Origin of the sequence: Solwaraspora sp. WMMA2065, assembly GCF_030345075.1 — a bacterium.
Classification (GTDB): Bacteria; Actinomycetota; Actinomycetes; order Mycobacteriales; family Micromonosporaceae; genus Micromonospora_E.
The window spans coordinates 6,637,557-6,657,989 of sequence record NZ_CP128361.1 but is presented as its reverse complement, the minus strand read 5'-3'; the positions used below and the strand labels follow the sequence as shown (position 1 = coordinate 6,657,989).

General features: G+C 72.3%; 12 protein-coding genes. 2 read left to right on the top strand and 10 right to left on the bottom strand.

What is annotated here, in order from left to right:
• Nucleotides 1-61 precede the first annotated feature (61 nt).
• The 6 genes from O7610_RS30175 to O7610_RS30150 form a co-directional block, all read right to left on the bottom strand.
• On the bottom strand, nucleotides 62-1,252 hold the full coding sequence (locus O7610_RS30175; protein WP_281553695.1) for a cytochrome P450: 1,191 nt from the start codon (nucleotides 1,250-1,252) through the stop codon (nucleotides 62-64).
• Nucleotides 1,249-2,508, bottom strand: a complete 1,260-nt coding sequence (locus O7610_RS30170) for a methylaspartate mutase (RefSeq protein ID WP_289213716.1) — start codon at nucleotides 2,506-2,508, stop codon at nucleotides 1,249-1,251. Before O7610_RS30170 ends, O7610_RS30175 begins: the two co-directional genes overlap by 4 nt.
• Before the next feature lie 77 nt (nucleotides 2,509-2,585).
• A complete protein-coding gene (locus O7610_RS30165) occupies nucleotides 2,586-3,047 on the bottom strand; it encodes a cobalamin B12-binding domain-containing protein (RefSeq protein ID WP_289213715.1) in 462 nt (153 codons plus the stop codon).
• Entirely contained in the window at nucleotides 3,044-4,270 is a 1,227-nt protein-coding gene (locus tag O7610_RS30160; protein WP_281553694.1) for a type III PLP-dependent enzyme domain-containing protein, read from the bottom strand. The genes O7610_RS30165 and O7610_RS30160 overlap by 4 nt, the downstream gene beginning before the upstream one ends.
• The gene (locus O7610_RS30155; RefSeq protein WP_281553693.1) at nucleotides 4,267-5,763 is read right to left on the bottom strand and encodes an AMP-binding protein; all 1,497 of its coding nucleotides are present in this window, start codon (nucleotides 5,761-5,763) and stop codon (nucleotides 4,267-4,269) included. Before O7610_RS30155 ends, O7610_RS30160 begins: the two co-directional genes overlap by 4 nt.
• A gap of 157 nt (nucleotides 5,764-5,920) precedes the next feature.
• Nucleotides 5,921-7,468, bottom strand: a complete 1,548-nt coding sequence (locus O7610_RS30150; protein WP_348650101.1) for an AMP-binding protein — start codon at nucleotides 7,466-7,468, stop codon at nucleotides 5,921-5,923.
• A gap of 114 nt (nucleotides 7,469-7,582) precedes the next feature.
• Here O7610_RS30150 and O7610_RS30145 point away from each other — a divergent pair, with 114 nt between their 5' ends.
• Nucleotides 7,583-7,831 carry an acyl carrier protein gene (locus O7610_RS30145; RefSeq protein WP_281553691.1) on the top strand — a complete coding sequence of 83 codons (249 nt, stop codon included), beginning with the start codon at nucleotides 7,583-7,585 and terminating at the stop codon, nucleotides 7,829-7,831.
• Between the two features lie 112 nt (nucleotides 7,832-7,943).
• Here O7610_RS30145 and O7610_RS30140 read toward each other — a convergent pair whose 3' ends face one another.
• A complete protein-coding gene (locus O7610_RS30140) occupies nucleotides 7,944-8,876 on the bottom strand; it encodes an ACP S-malonyltransferase (protein WP_281553690.1) in 933 nt (310 codons plus the stop codon).
• Nucleotides 8,869-9,786 (bottom strand): proline iminopeptidase-family hydrolase, encoded by a 918-nt coding sequence (locus tag O7610_RS30135; protein WP_281553689.1) that lies wholly within the window; start codon nucleotides 9,784-9,786, stop codon nucleotides 8,869-8,871. The genes O7610_RS30140 and O7610_RS30135 overlap by 8 nt, the downstream gene beginning before the upstream one ends.
• Nucleotides 9,787-10,002: 216 nt before the next feature.
• On the opposite strand from O7610_RS30135, the gene O7610_RS30130 reads away from it, so the two are divergent.
• A complete protein-coding gene (locus O7610_RS30130; protein ID WP_281553688.1) occupies nucleotides 10,003-10,740 on the top strand; it encodes a thioesterase II family protein in 738 nt (245 codons plus the stop codon).
• 109 nt (nucleotides 10,741-10,849) lie between these two features.
• Here O7610_RS30130 and O7610_RS30125 read toward each other — a convergent pair whose 3' ends face one another.
• Nucleotides 10,850-11,593 carry a class I SAM-dependent methyltransferase gene (locus O7610_RS30125; RefSeq protein ID WP_281553687.1) on the bottom strand — a complete coding sequence of 248 codons (744 nt, stop codon included), beginning with the start codon at nucleotides 11,591-11,593 and terminating at the stop codon, nucleotides 10,850-10,852.
• A gap of 8 nt (nucleotides 11,594-11,601) precedes the next feature.
• Nucleotides 11,602-20,421, bottom strand: a complete 8,820-nt coding sequence (locus tag O7610_RS30120; protein WP_281553686.1) for a type I polyketide synthase — start codon at nucleotides 20,419-20,421, stop codon at nucleotides 11,602-11,604.
• Nucleotides 20,422-20,433: the final 12 nt, after the last annotated feature.

Here is a 20,433-nt window from a genome sequence, read left to right as displayed (position 1 = left end):
ATGCGAGGACTTGGCTCGATGCTAGTGACGGGCAGTCCACCGCAGGACCCCTAGCGACCCCTCACCAGGTGATCGGCAGAGTGGCCGGACCGCGTACGATCACGCCGAACTTCCACTCCAGATCGTCGGTGACGTCGAGTCGTGGGAACCGGTCGAGCAGGGCACGCAGGGCGACCTGCAACTCCAACCGGGCCAGTTGCGCCCCGATGCACAGATGTGGCCCGTAGCCGAATGTCACGTGCGGGTTCGTCGCCCGGGTCAGGTCGAGGCGGTCCGGATCCGTGAACACGTCCGGGTCACGGTTGGCCGCCGCCAACGACGGCAGGACGGGTTCACCGGCGCGTACCGTGACACCGGACAGCTCCACGTCCTCCAGCGCGTAGCGGGCGAACATCGCCGCCGTGTTGATCGGCACGAACCGCAGCAGCTCCTCGACCGCCGACGGCATCAGGTCCGGCTCGGCGCGCAGCCGCGCCAGCGCCTGCGGATGCCGCAGCAGCGTGTAGACGAAGCTCGGCAGTCCGCAGGAGACCGTCTCGGTGCCGGCGGTGAGCAGGCCGGCACCGGCCAGGTCGATCAGCTCGGTCTCGGTCAGCTTGTCACCGTCGTCGCGGGCCCGGACCAGGGCGCCCAGCAGGTCGTCGGTAGGCCGCCGACGACGCTGGGCGACCAGCTCGGCGAAGTAGGCGTCCATCTCCGGGCCGACCGTGGCGAGAACACCGGTCGACGCCGACTCGTCGTTGGTGAACGCCTCGGTCCAACGGGTGAACTTCGGATAGTCCTCGAAGGGCACCCCGAGCAACCCGCAGATGACGGTCACCGGCAACGGCCGCGCGAAGTGCGTCACCAGGTCGGCCGGCTGGCCGCCGGCCACCATCGCGTCCAGCAGCTCGGTGGTGATCCGCTCGACAGTGACGCGCATCTTCTCGACCCGCCGGGCGGTGAACGCCTTCATCGCCAGCCGGCGCAGTCGCGTGTGGTCCGGCGGGTCCATCCCCATGATGCCGTCGTTCATGTTCTCGACCCGCATCCGTGGCTGGTCGAGGCCCTGTGCGACGGCACGGCTGAACCGCGGATCGGACAGTACGGTCCTGACGTCCCGGTGCCGGGTGGCCAACCAGGCCGGCTCACCGTAGGGCAGCTGCACCCGGCTGACGGGTTCGCTGCGGCGCAGTGTCGCGTACATCGGCGACACCTCGGTGCGCTGCATCGGGAACGGATACCGGCGGACCTGCCGGTCGACTGCCGTCATCGCAACTCACTTCCTGCCGTGTCGTACTTGCGTCGCACGTAGCCGAGCGCGTCCAGCAGCCCGGCCGAGCTCACCTGCCGCCGCTGCCGGCGTGGCACCAGATGACCGATCGGAAGCAGCCCGGTGTCCGCCCACCTCAGGGCCCCGTCCACGTCCAGGTAGCTGCGGGTCCGGCCGAGGTTGTCCGGATGCAGGCAGTACGGGATGTCCAGGTAGCCGCGTTTGAAGCTGTGCAGCAACGCACGACCGAGGTCGCCGTCGAGGTCGCTGATCGCCTCCACCATGGCGCGCGCCTCCTGGTAGGTCTGCGAGTCGGCGGCCGGGTCGACACCCGGCCGCGGTGCGGGTCGGGTGCGGGCGGCGGCACCGGCGAATTCGAGCGCGTCGACGTTCTCGGCGATGGTCGGGATCCGCTGCGACTCCACGACCGTCTTGACGATCAGCCGCTCGGACCCGGTGGCCCGGGCCAGCGCCACGGCTTCGGCGAGCAGCCGCCGCGCACCCCACGGCGTGGTCGGGTACACCCCCATGTACGTGTAGACGACCACGTGCCAGTCGATGTCGTCGAGCAGCTCGGCGCAGAGCCGGCGCAACGCGAAGATTGCCTCCTCGTCCTGGCGCGGGTTCGTCTGCTGGGCGTAGCTGACCGCCACGCTGCGTACCCCGTACTGGCGGAAGAACATCGCCTCCAGCACGCTGAGCGCCACCAGTTGGCTGGGTGGGCACAGCTGACCGAGCATGCAACCGCCGAACGTCTCCAGGTTGGGCTCGACCGGCGCGTGCTCGCGCAGGTGGGCGAAGAACTCACAGCACTGTGCCCAACTACGCACGGACTCTTCCAGCGGCACCCGTCCGTACGGCAGACAGTATGAGACCGGTCCGCCTTCGGTGGCGTCCAGGCCGGCGGCGATCAGCGCGGCGAAGATGTGCTGCGGAGTCGCCGAGCCGTGGCGCAGCTGGACCGGGAACCCGCTGTCGCGTACCCCGTCGAGAACGGCCCGGGTCACGTGCACCGGATGACTGACGATGGGGTAGCCGTTGAGATCCGCGCCGGCGAGGACGGCCCGCTCGGCGGCGGCGAGGTCACCGACCCGGGTGTAACTGTCCAGGGTGATCGTGCCCACGGTGGTCGCCGGCACGGCCTTGGTGGCCCGCAACCCGCTGCGCATCGACTCCGGGCTACCGAAGCCCATCCTCGGCTGCACCACCAGGTTCCCGGCGGCCCACGCGGCGCGGACGAACTCGCCGAGGCCGATCCGGACCCGGTCGCCGGCCGTCGCCGCGACCGGTGGACCGGTCGTGGTCACCGGCGTCACCGGTGAACCGGTCGAGGTCACCGGATCGCCCGGACGGGCAGCGTGTCGAGGAACCGGCGGAACGCGGTGACGGTCTCGGCGTTCTCCTCGAACACCCCGTCGCAGCCGGCCCGGACCAGCTCGTCGCGCTGCGCGGCGGTCAGCCCGCCGGCCACCCCGAGCTTGCCGCCGATCACGATCGGCAGGCCCGCCAGTGACGGCAGACCGCGCAGCCGGCGGACCACCCGCGCCCCGTCGAGGTGGCCGTGCCCGTTGACGCTGCTCAGCACGAGCAGCTCGGGTGCCCGGTCCAGGCACTCGCGGACGAGAAGTTCGTCGGGCACGCACGCCCCGAGGTTGGTCACCCGGTACCCGAGCTCGGCGAGCAGCAGCTCCAGGAAGACCAGATTCCAGGTGTGCGCGTCCGAGGAGAGCCCGCTGACGAGCACCGTCGGAGGTCCGGGCCGGGTGGCCTGGCGTACCCGGCCGGCCGGGTTCATGTCCACGGGCCGTGGTCACGGTGGTATTCCAGGCGCGACACGGAAACGACCCGGCGGCCCCGGACGACCACCTCGACCGGGGCCGGTCGGCCCAGGAAGGCCAGCAGGCTGGCTGTCGGCCCGTACGCACCCGCGTTCGGGATCGCCACCACGTCGCCGGGGGCGAGCTCCGGCACGTCGACGTCGCGGCCGAGCACGTCGCCCGGGGTGCACAGCGGCCCGACCAGACTCGCGGTACCGGCCGGGGCGTCCTCGTCGAGCTGGACCGCCACCGGTAGCAGCCGGCCCAGCCCGGACATGCCGCCGAAGGTGTTGATTCCGCCGTCGAGGATCACGAACCGCCGGCCCCGGCTCGTCTTGAGGTTGACCACCGAGCAGAGCAGGGTGCCACTGTCCCCGACGAGGTAGCGCCCGGACTCGCAGGCGACGCCCGGCGTACCGTGGCGCCAGCCGGCGAAGCTGGCATCGAGCGCGTTCTCCAGCTCGACGCGCACCTTGTCGTACCTCGGGCGGCTGCCCGGCACCGCGTACGGCGCGGCGAAGCCGCCACCGATGTCCAGCAGCCGCACCGGCAGGCCGAGTTCGTCGTGCAGTTGCGCCGCGAGGGTGACGGTGTGCTGGAACTCGCTGATCAGGCTCGCCTCGTCACGGGCGTTGCTCAGCGGGAAGAAGTGGGCACCGACGATGTCGGTGCCGGCCACCTCGCGCAGCTCGGGCAGCAGGTCGGGCAGGGTCTCGCTGTCGATACCGAACTGCGACGGCGCCCCGGTCATCCGGATACTCGTCGACGCCCGCGCGGTGACGCTGTTGATGCGTAGCAGGCACCGGGCGACCACGCCGTGCCGGCTGGCCACCGTACCGATGCGCCGGAGGTCGCCGGGAGATTCCACCGAGAACGTCCGCACGCCCCGGCCGATAGCCTCGGTCAGCTCACCGGTGGTCTTGCCCGGTCCGGTGTAGAGGCAGTGCCCGGCGTTGAAGCCGGCGGCGAGGGCGACCGCCAGCTCGCCGGTGGAGCTGATCTCCGCGCGGACCCGGTCCGCGGCGACCGCTGCGGCCACCTGCGGGTGCGGGTTGGCCTTGACCGCGTAGAACAGCTCGATCGGTTCGGGCAGGCTGGCCAGCAGGTCCCGCCGGGCGGACTCGATCCGGTCCAGGTCGTAGAGGTACAGCGGGGTGCCGTACCGCTCGGCAAGTTCCACGTACCAGGTGGCCGTGCTCACGACAGCGCCTCGTCCAGGATCATGGCGAGCTTCCCTCTCTCGTTCTTGCCGTGGTGGTTCAGCGGCAGTTCGTCGAGCACCCGGCAGGTCGCCGGCACCTTCGCCGGCTCCAGCCGCCGGGCCAGTTCCCGGAGCACCACGTGCGGGGCCAGATCGGAGACCACGCAGAGGGCGAGGTCGCGGTGCGGGGTGGGCGGCACCGCGACGGCCGCCCGCACGCCCGGAACGTCCATCGCGGCGGCTTCGATCTCCACTGTGCTCATCCGAATCCCCTTGCGCTTGAACATCTCGTCGCGCCGGCCGGCGAAGTAGAGGTAGCCGTCCTCGTCGAGACGGCCGTAGTCGCCGGTGTGCAGCCGGATTTGCCCAGTGCGCGGGTCCGGCCGGAACGTCCGGGCAGTCTGCTCCGGCGACCGCCAGTAGCCGGCCATGACGTGCGGGCCGGTGACCACGATCTCGCCGGTCTCACCGGGCGGCACGCTCCGCCCGTCCGGGTCGAGGATCAGCACCTCGGTGCCGGCGAGCGGGCGCCCCACCGAGTCGGGGCGTTCCCGGTCCTGTTCCGGGGGCATCACCGAGATGCGCTTGCACTCGGTCTGGCCGAACTGGCGGACCACCCGGGCACCGGGGAAGGCCGCGCGGAGCTGCTCGATCGTCGGCTGCGGCAGCGCGGCGCCGGTGTTGGTGAACATCCGCACCGGCGGCAGCGGTCCGGCGGCGCGCCGGGCCAGCGTGACGATCATGGCGGCGAGTGACGGCACCACCGGAACCACGGTCGTGGCGGTCTGCCGCATCCGGTCGAGCAACGCCAGGTCCGACTCGGTGCCGGCGAGCACCACCTCGGCCTGCGCCGCACAGGTCATCAGCACCTTGTGCAGCCCGTAGTCCCAGGACATCGGGAAGCGGCAGAACACCACGTCGTCCGGGCGGTAGCCGAGCGCGTCGCGCAACGCCCGTACGGCGAACGTGGTCTGGGCATGCGGGGTGACGACTGCCTTGGGCGCGGCGGTGCTGCCGGAGGTGTAGATCAGGGCGGCCGCGTCGGTGGCCGCCGGCGTCGCCGTACGGGTGAGCCGTCGCCCGGCACCTGCGTGCACCTGTGGCCACACCGTCCCGGTCTCGTGCACCGGCAGCCGGGTGAGCGAGCGCAGCGTCTCGGCGTTGGCCCGGTCGGCGACCACCAGGCGGGGTTCGGCGTTGGCGACCACCGCCGCGAGGTGGAACGCCTTCGTCGCGGGATTGATCGGAACGAAGGTCGCGCCGCGCCGGGAGACCCCGAAGAACATCGCGACCAGCTCGCGGGTGGTCTGGGCCTGCACCAGCACCCGGTCACCGGGGCCCACCCCCCGGTCGTGCAGCCAGGCGTCGACCGCGTGGCTGTGCTCGTGCAGCTCGGCGTAGGTCCAGGCACCGACCGCGTCGCGTACGGCGGGCCGGGTCGGGGCGACCGCCTCGGCCACGTCCAGCAACGAGTGAACCAGATCGTCGTCCAAAACCGCACTCCTGCCGCCTGGAAAAGACTGGAGGCGCCGTCGCGGAATTGCTGTCCAGCACCCGGACCGAATCAGCCGATCGGATCCGCCGACCGGGATCAGCCGACAGAAAGATAACCCCCGGTGGACGACTTCGGGATCCCCTACCAGCCCCTACTCAGGCGGGTGCCAGCTTGGGGAATCCGGTCACCATTTCCCTCGCCCGGGCCCGGAGCGCCGGTCGGTCCACCTTGCGGTTGGCATTCAGCGGCAGCTCGTCGCGGTGTTCGTAGCTCCGGGGCACCAGTCGCTGCGGCAGGCTCTGCCGCAGCTGCCGGGTCAGTTCGACCACCGCGGCCGGTCGCCCGGTGTAGAACACGACCAGCTCGGTCGTGTCGTCCACCGTGACGTCGAGGACGGCCGCGTCGTCGACGCCGACGCAGCCGCGTACCGCGTGTTCGATCTCGGCGAGTTCGACCCGCCACCCGTGCACCTGCACCTGGGCGTCGAGTCGACCGAGGTAGAGCAGTTCGCCGCCGGAGGTGCGGCGTACCCGGTCGCCGGTGCGGTACCAGGTCCGCCCGTCGCGGACGACGAAGCGTCCGTCGCCGTCGGCCGGATCGAGGTAGCCGGGAGCCAGTTGCGGCCCGCTCACCCACAGCTCCCCCTCGTCGGCAACCGGCTGTCCGGCCTCGTCCACCAGCAACTGCTGGTGCCCGTCGTGCAGTGGCCCGATCGGCACGACACCGTTGACGGCCAGCTGATGCGACCCGGCCCCGTAGCGGTGCCGGGTGACGGTGATGGTCAGTTCGGTCGGCCCGTACAGATTCTCCACGGTGGAGTTGACCGCCGCGTCCTGCCAGTGTGCCGCGTCCCGGCAGCGCAGTGCCTCACCGGCGAAGAAGCTGCGCCGCAGCGTCGGCAGCGAGCCCGCGCCGAGGCCGCCCAGGCGACGAACCAGCCCGATGCTGCTGGGGGTGGAGAACCAGACGGACACCTGGTGAGCGGCGAGGAAGCCGGGCAGGTCCCGGTAGGCCTGCCCGGGTACCCGCAGCAGCTGTGCTCCGGCTCCCCAGGCGCAGAACAGGTCGAACATGGCGCAGTCGAAGTTCAGGTCGAACGTCTGCGAGAACACGTCGGCGCTGTCGAAGTCGTAGCGCTGGTCCAGCAGGCGGAAGTAGTGGGCCAGACTGGCATGGGTGATCGGCACCCCCTTCGGTCGCCCGGTCGACCCGGAGGTGAACAGCATGTACGCGGCGTCGCCGGGCAGCACCGGTCGCGGCGCGGGCAGCGGCCGCCCGGACCGGCCGGGCAGCATCCGCAGCGGCGACCGGGGCTGCGGGTCCTGCCCGGCGACCAGGACCGCGACGTCCCGACCGGCCGGTAGCGACGCGGGCAGGCCGGCCACCGCCGGCTCGTCGGTCACCACGACGGTGACGCCGGCGGCGTCGAGCATGGCCCGGGTACGGGCCGGCGGGAAGTCGGGATGCAGCGGAACGACCGTGGCGCCGGCGTACAGGGCGGCGAGGATCCCGACGTACGCCGGAATGCTGCCCGCCGCCAGGACCCCGACCGGAGCGGGTCGCCCCCCGGCGTGCTCGGTCAGCACCGCCGCCCAGCGCAGTGCCGTCCGGTGCGCCTCGGCATAACTGAGCGTGTCGGAATTGATCCGGATCGCCGGCTGGTCCGGGGCGGTCTCCAGCCCTCGCATGAATCGTGCCGACAAGACGCCAATGGCAGCTTCGTCCATTTTTTACCCCCATCTTTTCAGCTCGCATCGTCGATGCGAAATGGTAGGATCAATCAGACCAGCAGGATTTCTTCAATCGGAGTCGCCATCATGTGGGACGACCAGTTCGAGACACTGCTCCGCCAACACCTGCCATTCATCGGCGACGACGAGAAGCTGTCGCCGGAAAGCTCGCTGCGTGATTTCGGTCTCGATTCACTCGGGACCGTCGAACTGCTCGCCGCGATCGAGTCGGCGTACACGGTGCGGTTCACCGACGAGGCGTTGGCGATGGAGTCGTTCGCTACCCCGGAGGTGCTCTGGACGACGCTGTCGGCGGTCCGGATGCAGGCCGCCTGAGCTGCCAGGTCCGGCCGGATCCGGGTTGCGGTCCGCACCGGATCCGGCCGGGATCCGGCGAAGCGCCGACGGTTCTCCGCCCCGGTCACCGGTGACCGCCGGCCCGGCCGTTTCAGACCGCCGCGGTGGACCGTCTCGGCTGCAGGGCAAGCCGGGGCGTGACAGCGACCACCTCGAACGCCGCAGTGGTCGCCCGCACCCGGCCGAACAACCGGTCGGGCCCGCAGACGCGCACCTCACGCACGCCCCGCGTACGAAGCGATGCGACCACGTCGGGCCAACGCAGCGGCCGGACGAAGCTGTCCAGCAGCATCTGGCGCACCCCCGCTCCGGTGGTGACCAGCGTGCCGTCCTGATCGGCGACGACCGGCACCGCCGGGTCGGCGAACTCAAGCCCGTCGAGCACCTCCCGCGCCACGATGTCGCGCAACGGCGCGAAGGCGGCGCAGTGCATCGGCGGACGCATCGTGTAGAGCGGGAGTCCGCCCGCCGACCGCAGCCTCGCCGCCAGCCAGTCGAGCATGTGTTCCCGCAGCGACAGCATGTGGAAGTCATGATCCACGTAGCAGGAGATCTCGTGCCACTCCCCTTGCCCGGCGAGCTCGTCGAGCACCTCCCGCAGCAGCGGCTCCGGTGTACGGGTGAACGAGTGTGTCACCACGTCACGGTGCTCGGTGGCGAAGTACTCCTCCATCCGACGGGCCAGCTGCGCGGTAAGCCAGATGGCCTGCGGTACCGGCAACGCGCCGACGTAGGCGATCAGCGGCTTCTCACCGAAGCTCGGCCCGACGCAGAAGTCCGGCACCGTCCCGCCCTGCTCGCTCCAGCGGGCCAGCGCCAGGCAGTTGACAAAGAAGGCCACCTGCGCGGCCTCCGAGTAGTCGCCGCCGGTGCGGTAGCGCTCCAGCAACGGGTATCCGAGGACCTCGTCGGCGGTCGCGGTCAGCTCCCGCGCGTACGGGTTGGCCAGCATGAACCGGCCGACCTCGGCGAAGCCGGTGGGTCCCATGCCCGGGAACACCAGCGCGGTACGCCCCTCAGCCATGCGTGCCCTCCCCCTTCAGTTCGGTGAGGAACTCCAGCAGCACCTCGGCGAAGCGCTCCGGCTCCTCCAGGTGCGGCAGGTGACTGGACTCCTCGAAGACCACCCACCGGGCACCGGGCACCCGGTCCAGGTACGGCTGCAACGTCGCCGGGGTCGCCTCGTCGTGCCGGCCGGACAGCACCAGGGTGGGCACCCGGATGTCGGCCAGGCAGTCGACGACGGACCAGTCCCGCAGCGTACCGATGACGTGGAACTCGCTCGGGCCGTTCATGGTCAGGTACACCGTCGGGTCGTTCGCGATCTCCATGAACGACGCCAGATAGTCCCGTGGCCACGGCGTGACCCGGCAGACGTGCCGGTCGTAGAACACCCGCATGGCGGTGAAGTACTCCTGGCTGTCGGTGGTCCCCGCCTGCTCGTGGCGGAGCAGGGTCTCGTTCACCCCGGCCGGCAACGCCTGGCGCAGCCGTCGCGCCTCCTGCAGCCACAGTGGATACGAAGCCGGCGCGTTGGCGACGACCAGGCCGCGCAGCCCGGCCGGACGGGTCGCCGCGTGCCGGGCCACCAGCGGGCCACCCCACGAATGGCCGAACAACACGTAGTCGTCGGCGACACCGAGCGAGCGCAGCAGGTTGTCCAGCTCGGCGAGGAACAGCTCGACGGTCCAGAAGTCGGCGCCCCGGTCGGGCAGGCGGGTGGAGCCGCCGTTGCCGATCTGGTCGTAGTGCACCACCGGCCAGCCGTGTTCGGCCAGCCCGGCCAGGTTCAGCAGGTAGTCGTGGGTGCTGCCCGGACCGCCGTGCACCACGACCAGCGCCGGCCGGCCCGCGCCGGCCGGTCTGGTCACCCGGTACCACGTCTGGTACTCCCCGAACGGCACGAGTCCCTTGTCGTGCGCAGCCACTGCCATGTTCACACCTCGCCGACCTCACCGTGTCCGCCCCGTACCGCATCGGATCCGGCCGGTGCCGGGACCCACGGTGTCGGTTCCGACGGTGCCAGCGGCCAGAACGCCGGACAACCCCAGATCAGCCCCGCACCGCCGCTAGGGGTGAGCACGGGTTGCCACCCCCGCCGCCGGCCTGTCATGGTCACACCATTTGCTGGTACGGCGATCGGAGTCCCCTTGACCTCGGCCACGACCTCGTGGGTCCGCCGGTTCCGGCCGAAGCCGGACGCCGCCACCCGACTGGTGTGCTTCCCGCACGCGGGAGGGTCGGCTTCGTACTACCTGCCGGTCGCCCGAGGCGTACCAGCCTCGGTGGACGTGCTGGCCATCCAGTATCCGGGACGCCAGGACCGGCGGCACGAGCCCGGCATCGACGACATCGAACGACTCGCCGATCTGGTCACCGCGGAGCTGGCCGACTGGCGCGACCGGCCCCTGGCCCTGTTCGGGCACAGCATGGGCGCGATGGTCGGCTACGAGGTCGCGCGCCGGTTGGAACGCGACGGCACCACACCGGCCGCGCTGATCGCCTCCGGTCGACGCGCGCCGTCGCGGCATCGGGAGACCAGTGTGCACCGTCTCGACGACCACGGCTTGCGCGCGGAACTGGCCCGGCTCAGCGGTACCGGCAGCGAGCTGCTGGACGACGTGGACATGCTCAACATGATCCTGCCGGCGACCCGCTGCGACTACCGTGCGGTCGAGTCCTACCGGCACCGGCCCGGGCCGCCGCTGCGCAGCCCGGTACTCGCCCTGGTCGGTGACCAGGACACCGAGGTGACCGTCACGGAGGCCGAGGCATGGCGGGACCACACCACCGGCGCCTTCGAGCTACGGGTCTTCCCGGGCGGCCACTTCTACCTCAATGAACACGCGGCCACCGTGCTCGAACTGATCACCCGACGGCTAACCTGAGACCGACGACTGGTCTGACCGGCGGCTGGTCCGGTGCCGGGCGCACCGTGCTGTCCGGGCGGGCGGTGGGACCGTCCGGTTCCACCGCCCGCCCGGTGCCACGTACCGGTCAGGTACCCGCCGACGCCTGCTCCGGCCGCCCCTGCCGGACCGCGACGAACAGACCCCTGGCACCCGGCCCCTGGTCCAGATAGGTCGGCGTGAACCCGGCGGCCCGGAACGCGGCCTCGTACTCCTCGCGGGTGAACAAGGTGATCAGAGTGCTTTCCGCGAGGTGGCGGATGCCCGAGTCCGCGTCGGCGATCAGGTACTGCACGTCCATCCGGGTTGCGTTGCCCTCCTGCGACGCGTGGGAGACCCGGGCGATGGTGCGCCCGTCCGCCCGGACCACGTCGCTGGCGACGTACCCGGGCAGGAACGTGTCGGGGAACCACCACGGGTCCACCACCGCGACGCCGCCGGGCACGGTGTGCTCGGCGAAGCAGCGCAGCGCGGCGGTGAGCTCGGCGGTCGTACGCATGTGACCGATCGAGCTGAACAGACAGGTCACCGCGTCGAAACGACGTCCCAGGGCGAAGGAGCGCATGTCGCTCTGGTGCAACGGCACCAGCGGCAGCCGCGCCTTGGCGCTCAGCAGCATGTCGGCGGATATGTCGACCCCCTCGACGTGCGGGAAGGACGCCGAGAGGTGCTGCAGATGCTCGCCGGTGCCGCAGGCGACGTCCAGCAGTGAGGCCGCGTCCGGCTTGTCGGCCAGCACGAGTCGGGTGACCTCGGCGGCCTCAGCGGCGTAGTCCTTGCCCCGCCCCTGGTGAATCAGGTCGTAGATCTCGGCGTCCTCGGATTCGTACACGTCACACCTCAGCCCTTCACGGTCGGCTCGGGAACACGCTGCTCGGCTGTTGCCGCCAGCCACTGCTCGATCGCCTTCGACGTGGTCGCCGCCTCCGCATCGACCATGGTGAAATGATTGCCGGGAACCGTCTCGGTGCTGTCGGCGTACGGCCACGACACGGCCGTCGTGGCCGGCACGGCGGCACCGATCGGCTCGGCCCCGCGCAGGTAGAGCACCGGGGCCCCGGTGGCCCCCAGCTCGAACTCGGGCAGCAGGTCGACGTACCAGGCCATCGCGGTGAGCTGGGCGCTGTCGAACTTGCCCGCGGCCGCCTCCAGCTCGAACAGTCCGAGCACCATCTCGGTCATCACCGCGCCGGCGGAAGCATCCTCGACGGAGCCGCCGCCGGGGTCGCCCGGCCGCTGCACCGGCTGGGTGTCGAGCAACACGACGCCCTGCGGGCCGGTGCCCATCCGTTCGAGGTGGCTAGCAGTCGCCTGGGCGAGGATGCCACCGGCCGAGTACCCGACCAGGACGAACGGCTCGCCGTCGGCGGCGCTCAGCGCCGCGTCGGCGAGCAACTCGACCACCAGCTCGGCGGTCGCCGGCAGCGGAGCGCCCCGGGTGAAGCCGGGCACCGGCAGCGACACGACGTCACGGATCTGCTGGAAGTGCGCGACCAGCCGGCTGTACTGGTAGTGGTTGCCCATCGCCATCGGGGTCTCCACGAACAGCAGCCGGGGCCGGGCCGGGCCCTGCGCCAGGCGCAGCGGGGAGATCCGCTGGTCCGCACCGGCCGGCGTGTCGAAGGTGGGACGCAGGCGCGCCGCCGCGCTCAGCACGTCGATACCGTCGCCGAGCCGGCCGGCCAGCGCCGCCGCCCGGAACAGATCGCGCAGCGTCTCCCCGCCCTCGTCGCCCTCACGAACCGGTTGCTGACCGGCGCCGTTCGCGGCGAGTTCGTCGAGCAGGTGACGGGTGAGATGGTTGGGTGTCGGGTACTGGAAGATCACCTCACTGAGGTCGAGACCGGTCCGGGTACCGAGGTCGATCCCGAGCTCGGTCACGGTCAGTGAGGTGAATCCGGCCTCGACGAAGTGCCCGTCGAAGTCGATCGTCTCCGGAGTCGTGTTCACCACGGCCGCGATCGCGCTGGCGACCAGGTCCCGCACGGCGGGCTCCCGCTGCTCACCGCCGAGCGCGGCGAGCCGGCGCCACGTCTCGGCTCCCGCGTCGCCGGCCCCCGCGTCGCCGGTCGCCGCGACGGCCGCCACCGGGCGGCCCGGCGCACCGTTCGCACGCGGCCGACCGTTGTCGCCGGGCCGAACGGCGGCCGAGGTGGCCGGGACCTGCTCGGTGTCCGAGCCCGACGGGTCGCGCTCGGACCCCGACCGCAGCTCGATCGAATCCGCCGTGAGCACGGGACTGCCCGCCGGGTCGACCATAGCGAGCGAGAGCCTTCGACCGTCGGCGCGCAGCCGCACCCGGACCGTGACGGCGCCGGTGGCGTGCAGCTCGACCCCGGACCAGGAGACCGGCCGCCCCGGCCGGCCATCGGCGCCGTCAACCAGCCCGGTGGCGTGCAGGGCCGCGTCGAGCAGGACGGGATGGATCGCGAAGGCCCCCGTACCGGCGCTCTTCGGCAGGTCGACCTCGGCGAACAGGTCCTGTCCGGCCCGCCAGGCGCGGCGCAGGCCGCGCATCGCCGGCCCGTAGGACAGGCCTCGGTCGGCCAGCTCCTCGTACCAGCCGGACAGGTCGACCGGCTCGGCGCCGGCCGGTGGCCACTGCCCGTCGTCCACCGTCAGCGGCGAGGGCCCGCCCCGGCCGGCCGCCAGCCGGCCGGCGGCGCACTGCGACCAGGCCGTGGAACCGTCCTCGGCCCGGGCGTACACGGCGAACTCCCGCTCGCCGTGTCCCGCCCCGGCGTCGCGCACCACCACCTGGATCTGCGTCGCGGTGGCCGGATCCAACGGCACCGGAGCCAGCTCCGTCAGCCGGGCGATCCGGCTGCAGCCGACCCGGTCCCCGGCATGCACCGCGAACTCGACCAGCGCCGGGGCCGGCAGCACGGTGGCATCCCCGATCCGGTGGTCGTCCAGCCAGGACCTGGCTGCCCGCGACAGGCGGCCGGTCAGCACCAGGTCCTGCGTACCGGCGACCGGCACCGCCGCACCCAGCAGCGGATGCCCGGTCTCCTCCAACCCGGCGGCGACCACCTCGCCGACCGCCAGCGCGTCCATCTCGACCCAGTACCGCTGCCGATGGAACGAGTACGGGGGCAGCGCCACCTGCCGCGCGCCCCGACCGGCGTACAGCCGCGACCAGTCCACGGCATGCCCGGTCACCTGCAGCCGGGCCACCGCCGCGAACAGCGCGCCGACCTCCGCCGGGTCCGCGCTCACCGTCGGCACCACCGCCTGGCCGGCGTCGGGCAGGCAGGCCGCCACCATCTGCGCCAGGCCACCGTCCGGACCCACCTCGACGAACCGGGTCACGCCCAGTTCCGCCAGATGGCGTACGTCGTCGACGAACCGGACCTCGGCGCGCAGCTGCCGCTCCCAGTGTTCGGCGGTCGCCAGGTCGTCGGCACCGACCAGCTCGCCGTCGACGTGCGCGACCAGGCTGACGGCCGGCGGGTGGTAGGTGAGCCGGTCCGCGACGTCGAAGTACTCCTCCAGGACATCGTCCACCGCCGAGGAGTGGAACGCCCGGCGCACCCGCAGCGGGCTGACCGACCGTCCCGCTGCCCGCCACCGCTCGGCCAGCTCGGTGACGTCGTCGTCCGGCCCGGACACCACCACCCAGTCAGGGCTGTTCACCGCCGCGATCTCGACGTCCCCGTCCAGTTCGGGCCGCACCTCGTCCTCGCTGGCCCGCACCGCCACCATCGCCCCGGCGGGCAGCTCCTGCAGCAGTTCCCCACCGGTCGCGCAGAGCTTCACCGCGTCGGCCAGCGACAGCACCCCGGCGACGTGCGCGGCGGCGAGCGCCCCGGCCGAATGCCCGACGACGTGGTCGGGCCGCAGGCCCCACGACTCCAGCAGCCGGTACGTCGCCACCTCCACCGTGAACAGTGCGGCCTGCATGTAGCTCGTCTGGTCGAGCAGGCCAGCGGCCACCGTGCCCTCCTCGGCGAACACCAGATCCCGCAACGGCCGGTCGAGATGCCGGTCGAACTTGGCGCAGACCTCGTCGAACGCGGCGGCGAAGGCGCCGAACGAGGCGTACAGCTGCCGGCCCATCCCGGCTCGCTGCGCCCCGGCACCCGGGAACAGGTACGCCGTACCGCCGGTCGGCCGGACGTGGCCGGTCACCACCCGTGGCGACAGCGTCGCGGCGGCCAGGTCGGTCAGGGCCCCCAGCAGGTCGTCACGGTCGGCGCCGACGACAACGGCCTGGTGGTCGAAGGGCACCCGGGTGGCCGCCAGGGAGTACCCGACGTCGACCGGGTCGAGGTCGGGGTCGGCACGCAGCGCTGCGACCAGCGCGGCAGCCTGGTCCGGCAACGCCTCCCGGGTTCGCGCCGACACCAGCAGCGGCAGCATCGGCCCGGCCGGCCGCTGCGCCTGTTGGGGCGGCTGACCGTGCGCCTGCGCCCCGGCCACGGCGGGGTCCGCCTCCTCCAGGATCAGGTGCGCGTTGGTGCCGCTGCGCCCGAAGGACGACACCGCGGCCCGGCGCGGACGCTCGCCCGCCGGCCAGGGCACCGACTCGGTGAGCAGCCGCACCTGGCTGTCGGCCCAGTTCACGTGTGGGGACCGGTCGTCGGCGTGCAGCGTCCGCGGCAGCACGCCGTGCCGCAGGGCGAGCACCATCTTGACGACCCCGGCGACGCCGGAGGCCGACTGGGTGTGGCCGATGTTCGACTTGACCGATCCCAGCCACAGCGGCCGGTCGCGGTCCTGCCCGTACGTGCCCTGCAGGGCCCGCACCTCGATCGGATCGCCGAGCCGGGTGCCGGCGCCGAAGCCCTCGACCGCGTCGACCTCGTCCGCGCGTAGCCCGGCGGTCGCCAGCGCCCGCCGGATCACCTTCTCCTGGGCCGGCCCGTTGGGCGCGGTCATCCCGTTGGAGGCACCGTCGGAGTTGACGGCGGAGCCCCGTACCACGGCCAGCACCTGGTGGCCGTTGCGTCGGGCGTCGGAGAGCCGCTCCACCACGAGCACACCGACGCCCTCGGCCCAGCCGATCCCGTCGGCCGCCGCCGAGAACGACTTGCAGCGCCCGTCGGTGGCCAGCCCGCCCTGCTGGTCGAAGTCGACGAAGGTGGCCGGGGTCGAGATCACCGTCACCCCGCCGGCGAGCGCCAGCGAACAGTCACCCTGGCGCAGCGCCTGGATAGCCCAGTGCAGCGCGACCAGGGAGGACGAGCAGGCGGTGTCCACCGACACCGCCGGGCCCTCCAGGCCCAGCAGGTAGGCCACCCGGCCGGAGACGATGCTCTGCGACAGGCCGACCCCACGGAACGCGGCGGCGTGTTCCACCGATCCGAACATGCCGGGGTCGTAGTCGGGCTGCATCACTCCGGCGAACACACCGGTGGTGCTGCCGCGCAGCGAACGCGGATCGATGCCGGCCCGCTCGATCGCCTCCCACGAAGCCTCCAGCAGCAGCCGCTGCTGCGGGTCCATGACGGTCGCCTCGTCGTCACTGATGCCGAAGAAGCCGGCGTCGAAGTGGGTGGCGTCGGCGACGAACCCGCCCTGGCGGGAACCCGCGCCGGAGTCGTGGCTGAACCATCCTTCGATGTCCCAGCCCCGATCGGTGGGGAACGACGAGATCCCGTCGTCGCCGGCGGTCAGCAGCCGCCACAGGTCCTCGGGCGAGCTGACCGCGCCGGGCAGTCGGCAGCTCATGCCGACGATGGCGATCGGTTCGTCCGCCGACACCGGGGCCTGGTCGGGCTCTGCCACGGACGGTTCCTCCGCGTCACCGACGAGTTCCTCGGCGAGGTGGTCGACCAACGCCATCGGGGTCGGGTTGTCGAACACCAGGGTCGCCGACAGCTGGACCCCGGTGGCGACACTGAGCCCGTTGCGCAGCTCGACCGCGGTGAGGGAGTCGAATCCCAGGTCCTGGAACGCCCGGTCCAGCTCGATGCTCTCCGGGGCACTGTGCCCGAGCGCCTGCGCCACCTGCGCGCGAACCAGCTCCCGCAGGGTGTTCCCCCGGTCCTGGACCGACATCGCGGCCAACCGTTGACTGAACGTGCCGGTGGCGTCGCCGGGGGCGGCGACGGCGCGGCGCGGCGCTGGGACGAGGGCCCGGAACAGATCCGGCAGCGCGTCCCCCTGCCGGCGAAGGACCGTGAGGTCGAGCCGGATGGGGGCGAGGAACGGTTCCGGCGACATCCAGGTGGCGTCGAACAGCGCCAGCCCTTCCGCGCCGCTGATCGGGACGAACCCGGTACGGGCCACCTGCGGCAGTTCGGCGGCGGTGACGTGACCGGCCATCCCGGTGCCGGTGCCCCACATGCCCCAGGCGAGGGAGACCCCGGCCAGGCCGCTGGCCCGCCGATGGGCGGCCAGCCCGTCCAGGAAGGTGTTCGCGGCGGCGTAGTTGCCCTGCCCCATCCCGCCGAGCACGCCGGAGGCGGAGGAGAACAGCACGAACGCGGCCAGGTCCATCCCGGCGGTCAGCTCGTGCAGGTGCCACGCGGCGTCGACCTTCGGCCGCAGCACGGCGTCGATCCGCTGCGGCGTCAGCGTGTCGATCGTGCCGTTGTCCAGCACCCCGGCGGCGTGCACGACCGCAGTGAGCCGGCGTCCGGCGACAAGCGCCGCTGCCGCGTCCCGGTCGGCGACGTCGCCGGCGACCAGCTCGACCTGGGCGCCCAGCCCGGTCAGCTCCTCGACGAGTTCGTCGGCGCCTTCGGCGGCCGCACCGCGCCGGCTGACCAGCAGCAGGTCCCGTACGCCGTGCGTGGTGACCAGGTGCCGGGCGATCAGCCGGCCGAGGCCACCGGTGGCCCCGGTGACCAGCACCGTGCCGGCGGCGACGTCGGCCGGTACCGCGTCGGCCGCAGCCGCGTCCGCTCTGCGCAGCCGGGCCACCCGTACCGCCCCGTCCCGGACCACGACCTGGGACTCCCCGGCCGCCAGCACCTTCGGCAGCAGCGTCACCGCGTCCTGTTCGGCGTCGGTGTCCACCAGCACGATCCGACCCGGATGCTCGGTCTGCGCGGACCGGATCAGCCCCCACACGGCTGAGCCGGCCAGGTCGGTGACGTCCTCGCCGGGCAGCGCCACGGCCCGCCGGGTCAGCACCACCAGCCGGGTGCCGGCGAACCGGGGCTCGGCCAGCCAGGTACGCAGCGCGGTGAACGCCTCCACGGTGCCGGCGCGGACCGCTTCGGGCGTACCGGCGCCGGCGCCGGACACGGCGGCGTGACGGTGCAGCACCACCGCCGGGACCTCGGCGCCGGCGGTCACGCCGGCCAGGTCGGCGACGGTGACCGGGGCACCGGCCGGCAGCGCCACCGGCGTCCAGTCGACGGTGAACAGCGCGTCGCGGTACGGCCCACTGTCGGCGGCGGCCAGTTCCGCCGCCACGACCGGGCGCAGCACCAGCGAACCGACCGAGGCGACCGGCGTACCCGTGCCGTCGGCCAGCAGGATCGACACGCCGCCGTCGGCCGAGCGGCTGACCCGGATCCGGGCGCTGGCCGCGCCGGCGGCGTACACCTCGACGTCGCGCCACTGGAACGGCAGGGCCGCCTCCTGCCCGGCCAACCCGCTGCGGCCGACCGCCTGCAGGGCCGCGTCCAGTAGTGCCGGGTGCAGCCCGAACCGGTTCACCTTGCCCCGTGCCTGATCCGGCACGCTGATCTCGGCGTACAGGTCGTCGTCGCGGCGCCAGGCGTTCCGCAGCCCCTGGAAGGTCGGTCCGTAGACCAGTCCACGTTCGGCGAACTCGTCGTAGACGCCGGCCAGGTCGACCGGCTCGGCGCCGTCCGGCGGCCAGGAGGTCAGCTCGGCACCGGTGGGCGGCCGACGCGGCACCAGGGTGCCGGTCGCGTGCGGCGTCCAACGGCTGTCGTCCGTACCGTCGTCGGTCCTGCTGTGCACGACCAGCGACCGGGCTCCGGAGTCGTCGGGCCCGCCGAGCGTGATCTGGATCTGCTGCGCGTCCCGGGCCGGCAGCACCAGCGGGGCCTGCAGGACGAGGTCGGCGATCCGGCCGCAGCCGACCCGTTCCCCGGCGTGTGTGGCGAGTTCGACGAAGCCCGCGCCGGGGAACAGGACGGTCTCGCCCACCCGGTGGTCGGCCAGCCAGGGCTGGTTCGCCACCGACAGCCGCCCGGTGAGCACCATGCCGTCGTTGGCCGCGAGCATGACGGCGGCGCCGAGCAGCGGGTGGTTGGCGGGGGCGAGCCCCATCGAGACCGGGTCACCGGTCAGCGGGGAGGCGGTCAGCCAGTAGCGCTTGCGCTGGAACGGCACAGCCGGTGGATCCTCGACCGAGCCGTCGGCCGGCACCGGGCCGGCCGCCAGATCCGCCGGCGCCTCCTCCAGGATCACGTGCGCGTTCGTCCCGCTCAACCCGAACGACGACACCCCGGCCCGACGCGGTCCGTCGGTACCCGGCCACGGCCGCGCCATGGTCAACAGCCGCACCCCACCCGCCGACCAGTCCACATGCGACGAGGGCTCCGACACGTGCAACGACCGGGGCAGCAACCCCGCCCGCAACGCCATCACCATCTTGATCACACCACCCACACCCGCCGCCGCCTGCGCGTGACCGATGTTCGACTTCAACGACCCCAACCACAACGGACGATCCGCGTCCCGACCCTGCCCGTACGTCGCCAGCAGCGCCTGCACCTCGATCGGGTCGCCCAGTTCGGTGGCCGTACCGTGGCCGTCGACCGCGTCGACCTGGTCGGCGGACATGCGGGCGTTGGCCAACGCCTGCCGGATCAGCCGCTGCTGAGCCGGACCGTTCGGCGCGGTCAGCCCGTTCGACGCGCCGTCGGAGTTGGCCGCGGAGCCGCGTACCACGGCGAGAACGCGGTGGCCGTTGCGGCGCGCATCGGACAGCCGCTCGACGAGCAGCACCCCGACGCCCTCGGCCCAGGCCGGCCCGTCGGCGTCGTCGGAGAAGGAACGGCACCGGCCGTCACGCGACTGGGTGTCCTCGAGGTTGAACTCGACGAAGGTCTGCGGGGAGGCCATCACCGACGACCCGCCGGCGACAGCGAGGGAGCACTCCCCCCGACGCAGCGACTGTACAGCGAGGTCGAGCGCCACCAGGGACGACGAGCAGGCGGTGTCGAGCGTGATCGCCGGTCCTTCGAAACCGAAGTGGTACGAGACCCGCCCGGACACCACCCCCGACGACCCGTAACTGCCGGGATAGTTGTGGTACATGACCCCGGCGAAGACGCCGGTCTGGCTGCCGCGTACCGACGCCGGGGCGATACCGGCGCGTTCGAACGCCTCCCAGGTGCTTTCCAGCAGCAACCGCTGCTGGGGGTCGATCAGCAGGGCGTCGCGGGGGGCGATGCCGAACCAGTCGGCGTCGAAGTCGCCCGCGTCGTAGAGGAACCCGGCCTGCCGTACGTAGGTCGTGTTGGGCCGGGTGCCGTCGGGGTCGTAGAGCCGGTCCAGGTCCCAGCCCCGGTCGGTGGGGAACCCACCCATCGGATCGACCTCGTCGACCAGCAGCCGCCACAGCCCTTCCGGACTGGTCACCCCACCGGGGAACCGGCACGCCATGCCGATGATGGCGATCGGCTCGTGTGCTGCCTCGGTGAGCTGGCGGCTGTGCTCGCGGAGTCGCTCGTTCTCCTTCAGCGACGCGCGGAGAGCGTCGACGATCCTCTGGTCCGCCTGCGTCATGTCTATCTCACA

Excerpts from the sequence above, each read along its gene's own strand:
- O7610_RS30175 (WP_281553695.1), bottom strand. The coding sequence starts at position 1,252 with ATGACGGCAGTCGACCGGCAGGTCCGCCGGTATCCGTTCCCGATGCAG.
- O7610_RS30165 (WP_289213715.1), bottom strand. The coding sequence starts at position 3,047 with ATGAACCCGGCCGGCCGGGTACGCCAGGCCACCCGGCCCGGACCTCCG.
- O7610_RS30145 (WP_281553691.1), top strand. The coding sequence starts at position 7,583 with ATGTGGGACGACCAGTTCGAGACACTGCTCCGCCAACACCTGCCATTC.
- O7610_RS30140 (WP_281553690.1), bottom strand. The coding sequence starts at position 8,876 with ATGGCTGAGGGGCGTACCGCGCTGGTGTTCCCGGGCATGGGACCCACC.
- O7610_RS30135 (WP_281553689.1), bottom strand. The coding sequence starts at position 9,786 with ATGGCAGTGGCTGCGCACGACAAGGGACTCGTGCCGTTCGGGGAGTAC.
- O7610_RS30120 (WP_281553686.1), bottom strand. The coding sequence starts at position 20,421 with ATGACGCAGGCGGACCAGAGGATCGTCGACGCTCTCCGCGCGTCGCTG.